General features: G+C 55.4%; 13 protein-coding genes. 9 read left to right on the forward strand and 4 right to left on the reverse strand.

Annotated features, from left to right (window positions below):
* Positions 1-11: 11 nt before the first annotated feature.
* On the reverse strand, positions 12-314 hold the full coding sequence (locus WW58_RS08130; protein ID WP_046436786.1) for a hypothetical protein: 303 nt from the start codon (positions 312-314) through the stop codon (positions 12-14).
* Positions 315-399: 85 nt separating this feature from the next.
* Here WW58_RS08130 and mazG point away from each other — a divergent pair, with 85 nt between their 5' ends.
* Entirely contained in the window at positions 400-1,209 is an 810-nt protein-coding gene (gene mazG, locus WW58_RS08135; RefSeq protein WP_012419623.1) for a nucleoside triphosphate pyrophosphohydrolase, read from the forward strand.
* A gap of 12 nt (positions 1,210-1,221) precedes the next feature.
* On the opposite strand, the gene WW58_RS08140 is transcribed toward mazG, so the two are convergent.
* Entirely contained in the window at positions 1,222-1,551 is a 330-nt protein-coding gene (locus WW58_RS08140) for a hypothetical protein (RefSeq protein WP_012419624.1), read from the reverse strand.
* A gap of 125 nt (positions 1,552-1,676) precedes the next feature.
* Here WW58_RS08140 and WW58_RS08145 point away from each other — a divergent pair, with 125 nt between their 5' ends.
* From WW58_RS08145 to WW58_RS08190, 8 genes are all read left to right on the forward strand, one after another.
* A complete protein-coding gene (locus WW58_RS08145) occupies positions 1,677-2,735 on the forward strand; it encodes a ribonuclease D (protein ID WP_022198589.1) in 1,059 nt (352 codons plus the stop codon).
* A gap of 462 nt (positions 2,736-3,197) precedes the next feature.
* Complete coding sequence (locus tag WW58_RS08155) at positions 3,198-4,031, forward strand: zinc ribbon domain-containing protein (RefSeq protein WP_046436788.1); 834 nt, start codon at positions 3,198-3,200, stop codon at positions 4,029-4,031.
* A gap of 31 nt (positions 4,032-4,062) precedes the next feature.
* Positions 4,063-5,268, forward strand: a complete 1,206-nt coding sequence (gene lpxK, locus WW58_RS08160; RefSeq protein ID WP_046436791.1) for a tetraacyldisaccharide 4'-kinase — start codon at positions 4,063-4,065, stop codon at positions 5,266-5,268.
* 107 nt (positions 5,269-5,375) lie between these two features.
* Complete coding sequence (locus WW58_RS08165) at positions 5,376-9,806, forward strand: M16 family metallopeptidase (protein ID WP_179219091.1); 4,431 nt, start codon at positions 5,376-5,378, stop codon at positions 9,804-9,806.
* Positions 9,807-9,932: 126 nt separating this feature from the next.
* A complete protein-coding gene (locus WW58_RS08170) occupies positions 9,933-10,466 on the forward strand; it encodes a hypothetical protein (RefSeq protein WP_012419629.1) in 534 nt (177 codons plus the stop codon).
* Positions 10,467-10,499: 33 nt separating this feature from the next.
* A complete protein-coding gene (locus WW58_RS08175) occupies positions 10,500-12,002 on the forward strand; it encodes a flotillin family protein (protein WP_022198594.1) in 1,503 nt (500 codons plus the stop codon).
* A 414-nt stretch (positions 12,003-12,416) separates the two neighbouring features.
* Entirely contained in the window at positions 12,417-12,950 is a 534-nt protein-coding gene (locus WW58_RS08185) for an epoxyqueuosine reductase QueH (protein WP_046436864.1), read from the forward strand.
* Positions 12,951-12,981: 31 nt separating this feature from the next.
* Positions 12,982-13,914, forward strand: a complete 933-nt coding sequence (locus WW58_RS08190) for a LysR family transcriptional regulator (RefSeq protein ID WP_022198596.1) — start codon at positions 12,982-12,984, stop codon at positions 13,912-13,914.
* On the opposite strand, the gene metF is transcribed toward WW58_RS08190, so the two are convergent.
* Both metF and metE read right to left on the reverse strand, forming a co-directional pair.
* Positions 13,911-14,774, reverse strand: coding sequence for a methylenetetrahydrofolate reductase [NAD(P)H] (gene metF, locus WW58_RS08195; protein WP_022198597.1), 864 nt, complete (start codon positions 14,772-14,774; stop codon positions 13,911-13,913). The two genes, WW58_RS08190 and metF, sit on opposite strands and share 4 nt — an antisense overlap.
* The coding region (metE, locus tag WW58_RS08200; RefSeq protein WP_288143431.1) for a 5-methyltetrahydropteroyltriglutamate--homocysteine S-methyltransferase at positions 14,771-16,530 on the reverse strand (1,760 nt) is incomplete at its 5' end. The genes metE and metF, both read right to left, overlap by 4 nt.

The raw sequence follows: 16,530 nt of genomic DNA on the forward strand, positions 1-16,530 counted from the left end.
GAAAGAGGCTCCTATCGTCCGCCCTTCCCATCGGGGGAATCGGCACCCTCCTCTTCCGGCATCTCTTCCAGAAGCTTGTCTATGGTTTCAATGAAACGCCACGGGCACCGCTTGCGCTGGTATTTACGCCACAGCACACCACGCAGGGTCACCCAGTGCGCCCGCGTTAATTCCACGTGTTCCCATTCCACATCGTCACGTTCCGCACGGCCCACCTTGGGGGCGCACTCCAGCTTCCATTTGCCGGCATGGTGGCATGCCCTGTACACCAGGGTTCCCTCTTCCGTGCGTTCTTTCCACGTGTGAACTTCCATGGAGGCGAGTGTAAGGAAGAAGCGTTTCGGGTAAAGAGGAATTTTTTCTAGTCATCCGCCCTTGCGCGATTAGTATGGCTCCGTCATGAACGACACTGAAATGATCGAATGCCGCGAGCCTGCCCTTCAAATGCAGCGCCTCATCGCCATCATGAAACGTCTGCGCGCGCCCCACGGCTGCCCCTGGGACGCGGAGCAAACCCACCATTCCCTGATTTCCAATATGATCGAGGAAGCCTATGAAGTCGTGGACACCATTCAGCGGAATGACTGGACGCAGCTGAGGGAAGAATTGGGCGATGTTTTGCTTCAAGTGGTTTTTCATGCGGAGATTGCCCAGGAAGCAGGGCGTTTCGATTTCAATGACGTGGCTGCGGAAGTAAGCGAAAAACTCGTCCGCCGCCATCCCCACGTATTTGCCCAGTCCAAGGCGGACACGACGGATGCCGTATTAGCTCAGTGGGACAAGATCAAACGCCGGGAAAAGGGGGCGGAAACAACCCCATACCTGCATGGAACAGGCAAGGGGCTGCCGCCCATGCTCCAGGCATGGAAGCTCCAGAAAAAAGCCGCCAAAGTAGGATTTGACTGGGCGGACGCCCAAGGCGCCCTTGACAAGGTGAAGGAAGAAACCGCGGAATGCGGGGAAATTCTTTCCGCACCGGAGGAAGACCCCCGCGTCGCGGAAGAATTGGGGGATCTTCTGTTTTCCGTAGTCAACCTGTGCAGGAAAAAAGGAATCGACCCGGAAACGGCCATGGCCGGAGCAAACAGAAAATTTGAGCGGCGTTTCAACGAAATGGAACGGCTGCTTGCCAAAGACGGTCTTTCCCTGGAAGAAGCTTCTGCGGAGGCCATGGAGGCACGCTGGCAGCAAGCAAAATCCGCCCGGTAACGGAATCCGGGGTCAGGCCATCATGTCCATGTTCGGGTCTTTCCAGGCCGGATCATATCCCTTGGCATAGCTGAACACATGCTTGTGCATGTATTCGAAGTACTGCTCTTTCTGCATGGGGGTGAGCCGTTCCCAGATGGCTACATTCAAGGCACGGCATACCTTCTGCATCATTTTCAGGGTAAGCTGGCGCCCCTGCCGGGCTTTTTGGACCTGCTTGTGGGTAAGCTGCTCCGGAGAAATTTCCACCAGGTCGTGATTGGTCAGATGCCAGCGCTTCATCAGTTCATCCAAAGGCTGTTCTCCGTGGTTGCGTCCGGTTGCTGTGGCTTCCTCGTCCATACGCCTACCTTCGTGCCCTATTTCCGGGAAATAGGCAATACATGATTGCCCCATCAGCACTTTTTTTGCATTTCCAGTTGCCCGGCGTCCGGATACATGGTTCAATCCCGCTCCGTTGCAATAAGATGATTAGCGAGAAAGAGGAATTACTGGAATGGCGCAAACGCGCCGCCGCACAGCCCGCGGGACGGGTAGTCCTGGATCTGGAGGCAGACAGCCTGCACCGCTATCAGGAAAAAATCTGCCTGATCCAATATGCGGACGAAACGGGTTCCTGCCTGATTGACCCTCTCTCTATCGAAGATATGGGGCCTTTCTACAACTGGCTGAAAGAAACGGAAGTCTGGATGCACGGAGCGGACTACGATATGAGCCTCTTTCAAAACGCCTGGGAAACGCTGCCCGCCATGATCTGGGATACGCAGACGGCGGCGCGCCTGCTGGGCTTCCGCCAGTTCGGGCTGGCAGCCCTGGTGGAACACTTCCACGGCATCACCCTGAGCAAATCTTCCCAAAAGGCGGACTGGGCGCGGCGCCCCCTTTCCCCAACCATGGTCACTTACGCCCTGAACGACGTAAATTACATGCTGGACATGGCGGACAAACTGACGGCCGCCCTCCGGGAAAAAGGACGCATGGGCTGGTTTGAAGAAATTTGCAGACATTCCATGGAACGCGCCCGGGAACGCCATCTGGCAGGCCATCAGGACCCCTGGCGCATCCAGGGCTGCGGCAAATTGAACAGGAAGGGGCTGGCCGCCCTCCGGGAAATGTGGACCTGGCGTGATGCGGAAGCCAAAACGTGGGACAAACCCGCGTTCATGGTTTGCTCCAATGCTGACCTCATCCAGTGGAGCGTGGCTCTCCAGGAACAGCGCACCGTGGCGCCCCCGCCCCGTTTTCATGCCCACAGGCGCAGCCGGTTCATGAATGCGCTCCAGAAATTCTACCTGCTGGATGAAGAAGACTACCCATGCCGGCCCCGCATTCAGCGCCGGCAACATTCCGACCAATTTGAGGACAATCTGGCCCGCCTGTGCAAACTCAGGGATGAAAAAGCTGAAGAACTGGGCATGGAAGGCTCCTTCCTGATTACCCGGGCCTCTCTGGAAGCTATTGCGGAAGACAGGGAAAAAGGCGTTTCCACCCTGTTGAACTGGCAGAAGGAAGCCCTGGGTTTTTAAACGGTCCTTTCTGCAAAGGAAAAACATCCGGACGGAAGCAGCATGACCCGAAAAGTCCGTTGTCCCCCTCTTTCCCCATTCACCCAGCATCATCGGCCATTCATCCCGGACGGCCAACACAAGCTTTCTCCCTGAACATTCCCGGCTTTCTGGAAGCGTTCTCCGCTCAGGGCAGACAGGAACAGAAATTCTTCCCCCGCAAACGCCGTCTTCCCCTGCCTGTTTATTTACATTGAACGGAAGACAGTTTTTTCTATAATGCAGGGCAGTTCCCTTCCTCCATGCCCTCCAACCGCCATTCATACATGGTCCTGGCAATCTTCTGCGTCTGCGCCCTTGCCATATGCGCCTTCCTTTCCTGGCGGAACCAGGAGAAAAAAGACCGGCTGTCGCGGCAGTACGCGGAATTTTCCATGCCCCAGACCTCGAAGGGAAGCACGCCGACACAACAGAAAGCCCTGCTTGAAATACTTAGCAGAGAACAGAAAAATATTTCTCAGACTTCCCCGCACCGTCAACAAGCGGCAGAACCGCCGCCCCGGAGCCAAGAAAAAATCTTTCCCCCCCCGACAGGGCATGCTAGGGTGGCAGGCGATGAATCATGCCGATTTAGACCAGTTGCTGATCCTTCAGGAAAAGGATGTGCGGATTTCCAAACTCCGGAAGGAGCTGGCTTCCCTGCCGGAACAGAGAACACGCCTGCTGAAGCAGATGGAGGCCATCAAGCAGAAGGCCCTGGCCGCCAAACAGGAAGTGGCAGGCATTGAAAAAAGCATACGGGACGTGGAGGCCGCCGTTGAAACCAAACGCACCTACATCGGCAAAATGAAAACCCTTCAGTCCAACACCCGGAAAAACGAGGAATACCAGATGTGCATCCAGGAGGTGGAAAAAACGGAAGCCGCTATTGACTCTCTGGAAACCTCAGAGCTGGAATTGATGGAGCGCCTGGAAACAGCAAAAACGGACATGGAGCAGAAAATCCGCCGTGCACGGGACGCCCAGCGTGAACTGGAGGAAACGCTCGCGCGCTTTGACCGGACGGCAGAGACGGACAAGGAGCTCCTGAACCACTTGAATGCGGAACGCGCGGATCTGGCCGCCGCCGTTCCGGAAAATTCCCTGGGGGAATATGAACGGATGACCAGAAGCAAGGGGGTTCCGGTCATTGTGCCAATGGATGAAAAAGGCCATTGCGGCGGCTGCCACATGGTTATCACGGACAACGCCCGCATGAAAGTGCTGGGCGGCCACGAGACCGTTTACTGCGACAGCTGCCACCGCATCCTCCACTGAAGGAGTTTCCAGGAACGCCGCCGGGCTTGCCATGAAATCCAGATCGGAAGAATTTGAAGAGTGGGGGACGGAAGTCATCTTCGGCCGTGCCAAGGGATTCCGCGCCGCCATGATGCGCATGATCCTGCGCGGCGCCTCCTGGCTGTTCAGGCTGGTGGTTCTGGCACGGCTGTATCTGTTTCATTCCAGCATCGCCAGGCAGGCCAGGCTGGGAATGCTGGTGGTCAGCGTGGGCAACATCACCGTGGGAGGAACCGGAAAAACCCCGGTGGTGGAACTGCTGGCCCGCACCCTTACCCGGCGCGGGCGCAAAGTAGCCATCCTGACACGCGGCTACAAGAGCTCAGAGCTGGATAAACCTCAGGAATGGAGGGACAAGGACGGCAGGCTGCCGGAAAATCTTCCCAAAATCGCCAGCGACGGGAAAACGCGCTACCTGGGCCCCCTGCATTCCGGAGATGAACCTTTCATGCTCGCCAAAAATCTGGACGGCGTGGCGGTGCTGGTGGACAAAAACCGCATCAAGTCCGGCATCTTCGCCATTGAGCACCTGGGGTGCGACACCCTGTTGCTGGACGACGGCATGCAATATTTGAAACTGGCGCATGAACTGGATATCGTGCTGGTGGATTGCGGCGCGCCCTTTGGCACCGGAGCCATGCTCCCGCGCGGCACCCTGCGGGAACCCAGGAGCAGTCTGGCGCGCGCCAGTTACATCATTCTGACCAAATGCGGCGGAAAGCCACAGGATGAGCTGATCTCCGCCATCAGGAAGTACAATCCCGTGGCGGACATCATCGTGAGCGACCACGGCCCCCGGTATCTGGAAAATGTGTTCACGGGGGAACGCCTTCCTCTGGAGGCCCTCCGGGGGAAATGGGTGGCGTGCCTCAGCGGCATCGCACGTCCGGAAAGTTTTGAAAACTCCCTGCGCTCCCTGGGCGCCCACGTGGAAATCTGCCGCAGGTTTCCGGACCACCACTGGTTTGAACAAACGGAATTGCAGGAATTTTACGACCGCTGCGCAGACCGGGCCATGGACATGATCGTAACTACGGAGAAGGATGCCGTGCGGCTGGAAAAACCGGAGGAAAACCCGGAGGTTCCTATCTATTTCCTGCGCATTGAGGTGGAAATTTACCAGGGCCGGGAGGCATGGGAACGTTGTGTAGACCGCATCTGCGGAATTTCAGAACCGCGCCCACGGGATGAATGGATGCCTTCTTCGTCCCTTTGACATGGTTCACGTTTCCTGAGGTTTTCCGGAAATTCACCTCTTTTATGCAGAGAAGGCCGCTTGACTTGCCCGGAAAATCGTGTGAAACAAAAAGGCAGTATTTTCCCATGAAGGCATTTACCATCACCTCCATTCTGGCTGCTGCGTGCCTGTTTCCGTCCTATTCGCCGGCCGGAGCCGCAGCAGAAAACAAGATTCAGGCTGCCTCAATGCAAACGGCGGCAGGCATTCCCAAGCAGGACCCCCAGCTTATCAAGGGGAAACTCGCCAACGGCCTGACCTACTTCATCCGCCCGAATGCGGAACCCAAGGGCCGGTTCAGCATCCGCCTGCGCGTCAACACGGGTTCTCTGAATGAAACGGATGACATCCAGGGCGTTTCCCACTTCCTGGAACACATGGTTTTCAACGGAAGCACCCATTTCAAGCGCGGGGAAATGATTCCCGCCATGCAGAAAGAAGGCCTGGGCCTGGGAGGGGACGCAAATGCGTACACCGCCTTTGACGAAACCGTGTACATGATGGACGTGCCCAGCATGAAGGAATCCACCGTGGACCTGGCTTTCACCATCATGCGGGATTTTGCGGACGGAGCCCTGCTGGAAGAAAGCGCCATTGACGCGGAACGCGGCATCATCACCAGCGAATACAAGGTGCGTGACTCCGCCGGTTACCGGGTCATGAAGGAAGTCTTCTCCATCATGCTGGACGGAACCCGCATTCCCGACCGCTATCCCATCGGCACGCTGGAAGTAATCCGCACCGCGCCGCGGGAAAAATTTATCAACTATTATCGGACTCACTACGTACCCAGCCAAATGCAGCTCGTCATCGCCGGGGACATCACACCGGAACAGGGAAAAGCCTGGGTGGAAAAGTATTTTGGCTCCATGAAGAAGGACAACTACTCCTTCCAGACGGACCGGGGCACGCTTAAAACGGCTACGGAAACCACCGCCCACTGGATTACCAACAAAGAGGCCACCAGCACGGAAGCCAGCATCAACATCGCCCGCCCCTACGTGAACAAGCCGGATACCGTCGCCAACCGCAACAAAGATATCCCCTTGAATGTGGCTTACGCCATGCTGAACCGCCGTCTGGAAAAGATGGCGAAGAATGCGGATTGCCCCTTTATCTCCGCGGAAGGAGGCCGCGCGGACATAGTGGAAGCGGCGGAAGTGGATTCCATTCAGACCCAGGCGGACTACAAGAATTGGAAAGCGGCTCTGGCCGCCATTGAACAGGAACTGCGCCGGGCCATTGAATTCGGCTTCAACAAGGAAGAACTGGCGGAGGCCCGCAGCAACATTACCGCCGCCGCGGAAAACGCCATCAAGTCCTGGGCTACCGCCAAGTCGGAAGACCTGGCTTCCGCCATCGCCCAGAGCGCCGCACGGGACAAGGTCTTCACCACGCCGCAGGAAGACTGGGCCATCTCCAGGGAAGTTGTGGAAAACCTGACACCCGAACAATGCCAGGCAGCCCTGAAGGAAGCCTGGACCGGAGCCTTTCCCCGCGTGATCGTCACTTCCAATAAGGAAAACTCCCAGGGAAGCGCCGAAATCATGAAAGCGTACCGGGAATCCCAGACCGCTAAAGTACAGCCCTACCAGGCGGACGGCCGCAAGGATTTTTCCTATAAGTTCGGGGATCCCGGCAAGGTGACGGCCCGTACGGAAACCACCGACCTGGGAGTCACCCAGCTCACCCTGTCCAACGGCGTGCGCGTCAACCTGAAGCCCACGGAATTTGACAAGGACTCCATCAACATCACCTTTGCCGTGGACGGAGGGGAACTGAGCAGGCCGGAAAAGGCCTCCGGGCTGGAACTTTTTGCGAATGCCGTCATGAACGGCGGCGGTTTGAAAGACCACTCCAATGACGAACTGGCCGCCATCATGGCAGGCAAGAAGGTAGGGGTAGGCTTCTCCATGACGGACCGCTTCTTCCTGCTTTCCGGAAACACCAACAGGGAAGACCTGGAAACGCAACTCCAGCTCCAGACGGCCTACCTGATGCACCCAGGTTACCGCCAGGACGGCGTTACCCTGCTCCGGCGGGCCATTCCCATGATTTATAACAAGATGGACCATGAAGTACAGGGAGCCATGAAGAAGCAGGTTCCGGCCATCCTTTACAGGAACAATCCCCGGTTCACCTTCCCCACTCAGGAACAGCTTACCTCCTACCAGATCAAGGACGTGCGGGACTGGGTGGATGCCCCGTTGAAAAACAACTACATGGAAGTGACCGTTACGGGAGACTTCAGGACGGAAGACATCATCCCCCTGCTGGAACGCACCGTAGGCGCAGTTCCCAAACGTGCGGAAGCTCCGGCAACGCTGGATGAAACGCTTCGCCATCCGGCCATGGCGGACTTCAATTTCTCCAAGGACCTGACCTATGACTCCTCCATTGATAAAACGATGGTCTGCCTTTTCTGGAAAACGCCCGGCGGAGAAAATAAAAAGCTGGCCCGCAGGCTGAACATGCTCAAGGCAGTTTTCTATGACCGCGTATTCAAGGGCTTGCGCGAAGACATGGGGGAAACCTACTCCCCTTCCACCGGCCTCAATATCAGTGAAACCTATCCGGATGACGGCTATATTATCACGATGAGTTCCGGCGTCATGCGCAATAAGGAGGCTGTGCGCAGCGCCATCGCCAGAATTGCGGACGACCTCGGCAAGGGAAATATCACCCAGGAGGAACTGGACCGTGCCCGTAATCCCATTCTTAACTCCATGGACCGCGCCCAGCGCGACAACGGCTACTGGACATCCCTGCTGAAAGACTCCCAGGCCAGGCCGGAACGGCTGAACCAGCAGAGGGAAAGCATTCCGGACGTAAAAGCCATCACCGTGGAAGAGGTCAACAAACTTGCCAAAGACATCTTCGGCAAGGGAGAGCATCTCAACCTGAACATTCTGCCGGATCACCCGGCTGCGGAAACTCCGCCTGCTGAAAAGCAGGCGGACAAAGCCGACTCTCCCCAAGCCGCCGTCTCTCCGGCGGCTTTTTGCGTTCGCACCACCGTCATAAAGACTGTCAACAAAGACTCCGGCAAGAACGGATATGCCATCGTTATTTCCGAAAAAACAGCCGCTATGCCGGACTGGAAGGCCGTAGCGGACAAACTGGCTGAAAAACACGGAGGCACCATCGTCACCGTGAAGGATTCCGTATTCTCCAGGCTGGACACGCTTAAAAAAATGGCTCCCCGCTTCATGGCCGTCGTCGCGCGCCCGGAGGAAATAGACCGGGTGCTGGTGAATGACCTGCACCGCCTGAGCCGCCGGCTGGACGACGACCCTTACGGAGACTGTATCTGGGGCATTGTCACAGGATACACCCCCCAGGCCGCCATGAGAATAGCCTCTGCAACGAAGCCTCTCGTCATCAGCCGCGCCATGGGAACAACCAATGTGGATTCCTCCCGGTTCAAAGACAGCATGAGCATCACGGACTGGCAGCCCTTCCAATACCTGGAACAGCATGGTTCCAAGGGCAAAGTGACGCCGGCTTTCTACACGAAAGGCCTGAAAGAACAGGACAAGGGGGATGAAACCACGCTGGGCGTAACGCCCAAGCTTATGGAATACTGGAAACGTTATTCCCCGCAGCTCTTCGTAACGGCCTCCCACGCAACCCAGTTTAATCTGGAAATGCCCTTCGGCAAGGGCCTCATCGTTTCCGGTAACAACCGGTTCTACGCGCTGGACAAAAAACAGTTCAGGGAATTCACCACTTTTTTGCGCGGCGTGCTCTTCAACGGAAAGGAAGACGACCTGCTCTCCTTCCTTAATAGAATTAAAGCGCCGGTGATTGAAACCAGGCCGGTTCCGGCAGTCTGGGTCGCGGCGGGGAACTGCTTGATCGGAGATGCCAAGAAGACGAAAAATTCCATGGCTGTCACCGCCCTGAGCCGCTACGGTTTCAACCAGCTGGTAGGCTACACCGTCCCTTCCTGGTATGGCAAGGGCGGCTGGGGGACGCTAGGCCTTCTGTTCAGCAACCATGACGCCTCCAGCCTGGCGGAAGCCTGGTATTTGAACAACCAGTTCATTCTGGATGAGACCATGACCCGCTTCCCCAAGCTCATGGACGTCCATTTCAACTCCCCGGATATCAATGGAATCAAGAATGATCCGGACTTTGCCAGGGGCATGAACTCCGCCGGATACGGCATGGGCAAGGACCAGCTGGGGCTTATCCACGATCGGGATACCGTGGCCTTTTACGGAGACCCCGCCTGGACGGCGCGCCTGGACGAATCCCGGGCTCCGTCCCCGTGGCATATCGACTGGAATGACCCGGCAGATGCCTCCAAAGGGTTCACCGTCACAGCCAACAAAGACGCCAAAGGTCGCCTGGGAGTCTGGTTCCCCAATCGGATCAACGCCGGCAAGGCCACCGTCACCATTGGAGGAACTGCCACTCCCATTGAAAAGGCAGGCCTGCTGACCAACGACTTCCTGCTGCTCCGGGAACTGGAACTCAAAAAGGGAGAAAAAGCCGTCGTGGAAATGGAATAAGCGTGGAAGAAAAACAAGTTGCAGGGATTTTTCCCCTTCCGTCGGCGGCCAAATATCCGGCCGCCGCTCTTTTTCCATAGACAAGCAGCCTCCAAACATGGATACTCCCGATAATCAATCCACCCTATGACTGATTACTCCATTTTCTTTATCATCGCCGTAGTAGCGACGGGCGTGGGAGCGCTCCTGTTTCTCCTGTCCCTGTTCGGGCTGGGGGAACATGATCTGGACTTTGATGCGGATTCCGGCGGAGCGGACGTAGGGTTGCTGTCCATCAAATCCGGCATCGGCTTTTTTCTGGGCTTCGGCTGGGGCGGCGTGCTCGCCCAGGGTCTGGACTGGGGGATGGCCGCTTCCCTGGCGGCGGCTTTTTTCACCGGCGTGCTGATGTTCCTGATCATCGGCATCTCCATGCGTTTCATTATGAGCCTTAAATCAGACGGCACCCTGAATTATGAAACCCTCAAGGGAATGACCGGCTCCGTTTACATCAGCATTCCCGGAAACCTCCAACGCGGCGGACAAGTTACAATCGCCCATCCCAGCCAGCTGCTGTACCTCCCTGCCGTTCAGGAAGGGGAACATCCCCTGCCCTCCGGAACCCCGGTGGAAGTGGTAGCCGTCACTGCGGGAATCGTCACCGTCAAACCTCTTCATTAACAAACACCCCAATCATCATACCCCAAGACGACTATGGACAAAATCATCCCCATCGCCATTCTGGTTCTCTTCATCATTCTGACCGCTTCCTGGCTGTTCAGCCGCTACCGCATGTGCCCTCCGGACAAAATCCTCATCGTCTTCGGGAAAGTAGGCACAGGCCAGCCGGCCAAATGTTACCACGGCGGCTCCACCTTCGTGCTTCCGGTTCTCCAGTCCTATAGCTACCTGGATCTAAACCCTATCAATATTGACGTGCCCCTCCAAGGAGCCCTTTCCTCTCAGAACATACGCGTGGATGTACCCTCCTCCTTCATCGTGGGCATCTCCACCCTTCCTGAAATCATGCAGAACGCCGCTGCGCGCCTGCTGGGCCGTTCCCGGGAAGAAATCCGCAACCTGGCCGCGGAAATCATCATGGGGCAGATGCGCGTGGTGATTGCCTCCATGACCATTGAGGAAATCAACTCCGACCGCGAAAAACTCATCAAGGGCATCACGGAAGGCGTGGACGTGGAACTGCACAAAGTGGGCCTCCATCTCATCAACGCCAATATCACGGACATCCAGGACGCTTCCGGCTACATCAACGCCCTGGGCAAGGAAGCCGCTGCGCGCGCCATCAATGACGCCACCATCAAAGTGGCGGAAGAAACGCGCCGCGGGGAAATCGGCAAAGCGGAAGCGGAAAAGGACCAGACCATCCAGGTGGCGAACGCCCGCGCCATCGCCATTGAAGGCCAGAACGAAGCCCAGATTAAAATTGCGGAATCCGCCGCCAAGCTGCAAGTGAAGCAGGCGGAGGCCAAAAAGCTGGCGGAAGTGGCCCAGAAGGTGCAGGAGGCTAAAACCCTGGAAGAAGCCTACCAGGCGGAAAAAGAAGCGGAATTAAAGCGCGCGGAACGCGAACGCGCCACGCAGGAAGCCAACATCCTGGTAACGGCCCGCATTGAAAAGAGCCAGCGCGAAGTGCAGGCCCAGGCCACGGCGGAAGTACTCAAACTGGAACAGGAAGGCAAGGCGCAGGCTCTGCTCATCCAGCGCAGGGCGGAAGCGGAAGCCATCCGCCAACTGGCGGATGGCGAAGCCCAGGCTACCCTCCTGAAGAAAAAGGCGGAAGGGGAAGGCATGGAAATGGTGGGACGCGGTGAAGCGGCCGCGATTGAAGCCGTGCTGGAAGGCAAGGCCCGCGGTTTTCAGCAGATCGTCCAGGCGGCAGGTTCTTCCGAGGCCGCTTCCAACCTGCTGGTGACGGAACAGCTTACCAAGATTGTGGAGCTCCAGTCCGGTGCCATTAAGGGGTTGAAATTCGACAAGGTAGTCGTCATGGGCAATGGAGGGAACTCCTCTGTGGGAGGATTCGTCCAGAATCTGGTAACGGATACGCTGCCCCTTCATGAACTCGGCAAAAGCGTAGGGCTGGAATTGCCCGCTTTTCTGGGCAAACCCATGGAAGGGAAAACCGCAGCTTCCTCCCCTGCTCCCGCAGCCGATGCCCCGGCGGCAGATACCGCAACCACCGTCAACCCGAGTTAACCCCTCCATCCCCGCCTTCCTGACGGCAACCGCCCCGCCACCCAGGGAAGCTTCCGAACGGTGTTCCGGGAATTCCCATGGCAGGGAGGAGCGGCCGCCTGACAACCTCTCCCGTAGCCGCACAGTCGAAACAAGCGGCATACCGCATTCCGATCATAGAGAATAAGCCGGACATGCCGGTGAACCCGCAGGACAGGGAGGCACTAGACAGCCTTGTTCATATTGACGCTGGACGCATGCCGCAGCGGAAAAGCCCACTTACCGCCAGAAGGTAAACAGAGTTTGAAACATGAAAAGAGAATCCGAATGCCTGCCTTCAAACCTAACGGGCAGATGGCGAAACGCCATATTGATTCATTATCCGTCATTGAGTATTGTTGATTTTCCCTGCTCATGGTACATATCCGGGCACGCATGAGTGTTCTGCTTCATATCTGCTGTGCGCCCTGTTCCATTTCCTGCATTGAAATGCTGCGGGAAGAAGGAATGGAACCAACCGGATTCTGGTTTAATCCAAATATTCATCCGTATAAGGAATACCAGGCCAGAAAGGATACGCTGGTCGAATACGCGGCAAAAATCGGTCTGAAATTGATTATGAGGGATGAATATGGACTGCGGCCCTTCATTCGCGCCATTTACCCCTCCCTGGAAAACCGTTGCGGAACGTGTTACAGGATACGTTTTGAAGAGACTGCACGGTTTGCCGCAGAAAACGGGGTCGACGGCTTTTCTTCAACCCTGTTCGTCAGCCCTTACCAGAATCATGAATTACTGAGAAAGACCGCTGAAAAAACGGCAGAGAAATTTGGAACCCGTTTCATTTACCGTGATTTCCGCCCCGGTTTCAGAGAAGGTCAGCAAAAGGCCAGGGAACTCCGGCTGTACATGCAGAAGTATTGCGGATGCGTCTTCAGCGAAGAGGAACGTTACCTGAAAAAGAAATAACTCCATTTTACCAGGCTTTTGCCTTTTCCCCATGACCCTGCAGCAGCTAAAATATATCATCGGCATCGTCAACAGCGGTTCCATCAATGAGGCTGCCAAACGGCTTTTCATATCCCAACCCAGCTTGTCCAAAGCGGTCCGGGAACTGGAAAATGAATTGAATTTTGAGATCTTCCGCCGTTCTTCCAAGGGCATTTCCCTGTCTTTGGAAGGGACGGAATTCCTTTCCTACGCGCGCCAAGTTGTGGAACAGGCGGAACTTCTGGAACAGCGTTACCTGAATACAAAACCTCTCAAACGCCAATTTTCCATCTCGACTCAGCACTACGCTTTCGCCGTCAATGCTTTCGTCAATCTCATCAAAAAACTGAACATCCAGGAGTACGAATGGACACTGAGAGAAACGAGAACCTTCGAGATCATTGAAGATGTCCATCAATCCCGGAGCGACCTGGGTATCCTGTATCTGAATGATTTCAACAGGCAGGTTATCAGCAAGCTTCTCAAAAAGAACGATCTCTGTTTCCATCCCCTTTTCCGGGCAGAACCGCACGTCTTTGTCAGTTCGGCACATCCCCTGGCGCGCCGCAGGCAGGTTTTACTGGAAGATCTGGAAGATTACCCCTGCCTCAGTTTTGAGCAGGGAACCTATAATTCCTTTTATTTTTCAGAAGAAATTCTCAGCACCATCGTTCACAGGAAGGAAATCCATGTCAGCGACCGGGCGACCTTGTTCAATCTTCTGATAGGGCTGAACGGCTATACCATCTGTTCCGGAGTTCTCAGCGAGGATTTGAACGGCTCGAACATTATTTCCATACCGCTCAAAACCAAGGAATACATGCTGGTCGGATGGATTGACAGGGAACAATCCCGCCCAAGCCGTTCAGCCCTTCTATATATAGAAGAGCTGAAACGGGTTATCACCGAATACGGCTATGAAGTAATCCGGACTGACGATTAATTCCGGATGATGGAGGCGGTAGCTTCGCAAATACGGCCGGCGACATACGGGTTATTCATCGTATACAGGTGAATGCCATCTACTCCTTGCGCTACGAGATCGATAATCTGCTCGACGGCGTAGGCGATGCCGGCATCCCGCATTGCGATGGGGTTATGCTCAAACCTTTCCATCATACGTATAAATTTCTTCGGCAAATGGACATGGCACAGGGAAACCATCCTCTCTATCTGCTTTTTATTGACGACGGGCATGATTCCCGCTTCAAGAGGGACGGAAATGCCTGCCAGATCCAGTTTTTCCCGGTAGGCGTGAAAAATATCGTTGCCAAAGAACAACTGTGAAATGAGATGGTCCGCTCCGGCCTCCACCTTGGTCTTGAGGTGGCGAATATCATCGACTATGCTTTTTGATTCGGGATGGCCTTCCGGATAGCAGGCCGCCAGAATGTGAAAATTTCCCTGTTCCTTAATAAAGGAAATGAGATCGCTGGCATAGGTGAAATCACGGCACGGTTCTCTGTCCGGGGGCAAATCACCGCGAAGGGCCAGGATATTTTCAATTCCGTTCCGGCGGAACTGTTCCAGAAGCTCCAACACATTTCCCTTCGTCAAGCTGATGCAGGGAAGATGGGCTACGCTCTCAACCATATAATCCTTCTTGATGGAGGAGGCGATGTTAAGCGTATCGCTGGTTCCCGCGCCTCCCGAAGCACCATAGGTCACGCTGATAAAATCCGGGTTCAATCCCTGCAAAGCGCTCAGAGCATGGTAAACCGTCCCGATCGGGGAAGTCCGCTTGGGAGGAAACACCTCAAAGGAAAGAACCCTCTTTTGGGGAAACAATTCGGAAAGCTTCATGACTGGAATTCCGTACGCAGGGCTCTGGCCGCCGCCGTCATATTTTTGAGGCTGCCTATCGTTTCCTCATTGCCGCGCGTCTTTAACCCGCAATCGGGATTGACCCACAGTTTTTCCGGTAAAATCTTCCGTAGCATGCGATGGAGATTTTCCATAATTTCCGTCTCTCCGGGAATACGGGGCGAATGGATATCATAAACTCCGGGGCCGATTTCAGTCTTAAACCCGCATTCTTTCAAGGCATCGAGAATGTCCAGATTGGAACGGGAAGCTTCGAATGTGATGACATCGGCATCCATGGAATCGATTTCCCGGATAATAGCCGCAAATTCGCTATAGCACATGTGCGTATGAATTTGCGTTTCCGGCCTGACCCCGCTATGCACGAGGCGGAACGAGGGAATGGCCCAGTCCAGGTACTCTCCATGCCAGTCGGAACGACGCAGAGGCAATTTTTCTTTCAGGGCTGCTTCATCTATCTGGATGATGCCTATGCCATGCTCTTCCAATGCCAGCACCTCCTTGCGGACAGCCAGAGCAATCTGCAGGGCTTGCTCCTCCAGGGAAACGTCTTCTCTGGGGAAAGACCAGTTCAGGATCGTGACCGGCCCCGTCAGCATGCCCTTGACCGGTTTGTTTGTCAGGCTTTGGGCATAGACGGCGTACTCCACGGTAATGGGGCGCATCCAGGAAACGTCCTCCCAGACGATGGGCGGCTTGACGCACCTGGTTCCGTAGGACTGTACCCAGGCTTTTTCCGTAAAAAGGAAGCCCTGCAGGTGCTCGCCGAAGTATTCCACCATGTCATTGCGTTCAAATTCTCCATGAACGAGAACATCCAGTCCTATCTTTTCCTGCAGGGAAATGCATTCTTTAATCCTGTCAAAGTTGAATTGCCTGTACTGCTCCCCGCAAATGAGGTTCTTCCTGAATGCCGCCCGGTTGGAGCGGACTTCCGCAGTCTGGGGGAAGGAACCTATTGTCGTCGTAGGAAACAGGGGAAGGCGGAAACGGGTTTTCTGAAGCTTTTCCCGCTCTTCAAAAGACGGGAATCTCGTAAAATCGTCAGGCTTCAAGGCGAATACTTCCGCCTGGACAGCAGCATTTTTTCCTATCCTGTCCGACTGAAACAAAGCATCATTGACTTGATAAATCTTTTCTGGCTCCGCGTTCTCCAGCGAAAAAAGAAAGCTAAGGTCCCGGAGCTCCTGCAGTTTTTCTTCGGCAAAAGAGAAGTGTTTCAAAGCATATTCCGGCAGTTTCGTCTCCTGAGCGACCGTATAGGGAACATGCAGAAGGGAGCAGGAAGTCCCTATGCCTATGCGGGCACCCGTTTTTTTCAAATCGGCCAGCAACGCCAGAGTCCGGGAATAATGATTGCGCCAGATATTCTTCCCGTTGACGACGCCTGCAAGAAGAAGCTTATCTTTCGGGAAACCATATTCTTTCACCAGGGACAGCGACTGCTTTCCTTCCACAAAATCCAGTCCTACCGCATCAATATCCAATCCGGCAACCTGTTCATAGCAGTCGCGGATATCTCCGAAGTAGGTTTGAAGAAGGACCTTCACCCGCCCCTTTGAAGGCAGCATGGATTCATACAAGCGGAGAAACAGGTCGATATCCTGCCTGTCCAGGTCACGGACAAGAGCGGGCTCGTCCAACTGCACCCATGCCGCGTCCAGCTCATGGAAACGGGCCAGAATAGCGGCATACGCCCGGGCCAACTCCCCGGCGACACTCTCCCGCGTGCGTC

Source organism: Akkermansia sp. UNK.MGS-1 (genome assembly GCF_000980515.1).
GTDB lineage: Bacteria > Verrucomicrobiota > Verrucomicrobiia > Verrucomicrobiales > Akkermansiaceae > Akkermansia > Akkermansia muciniphila.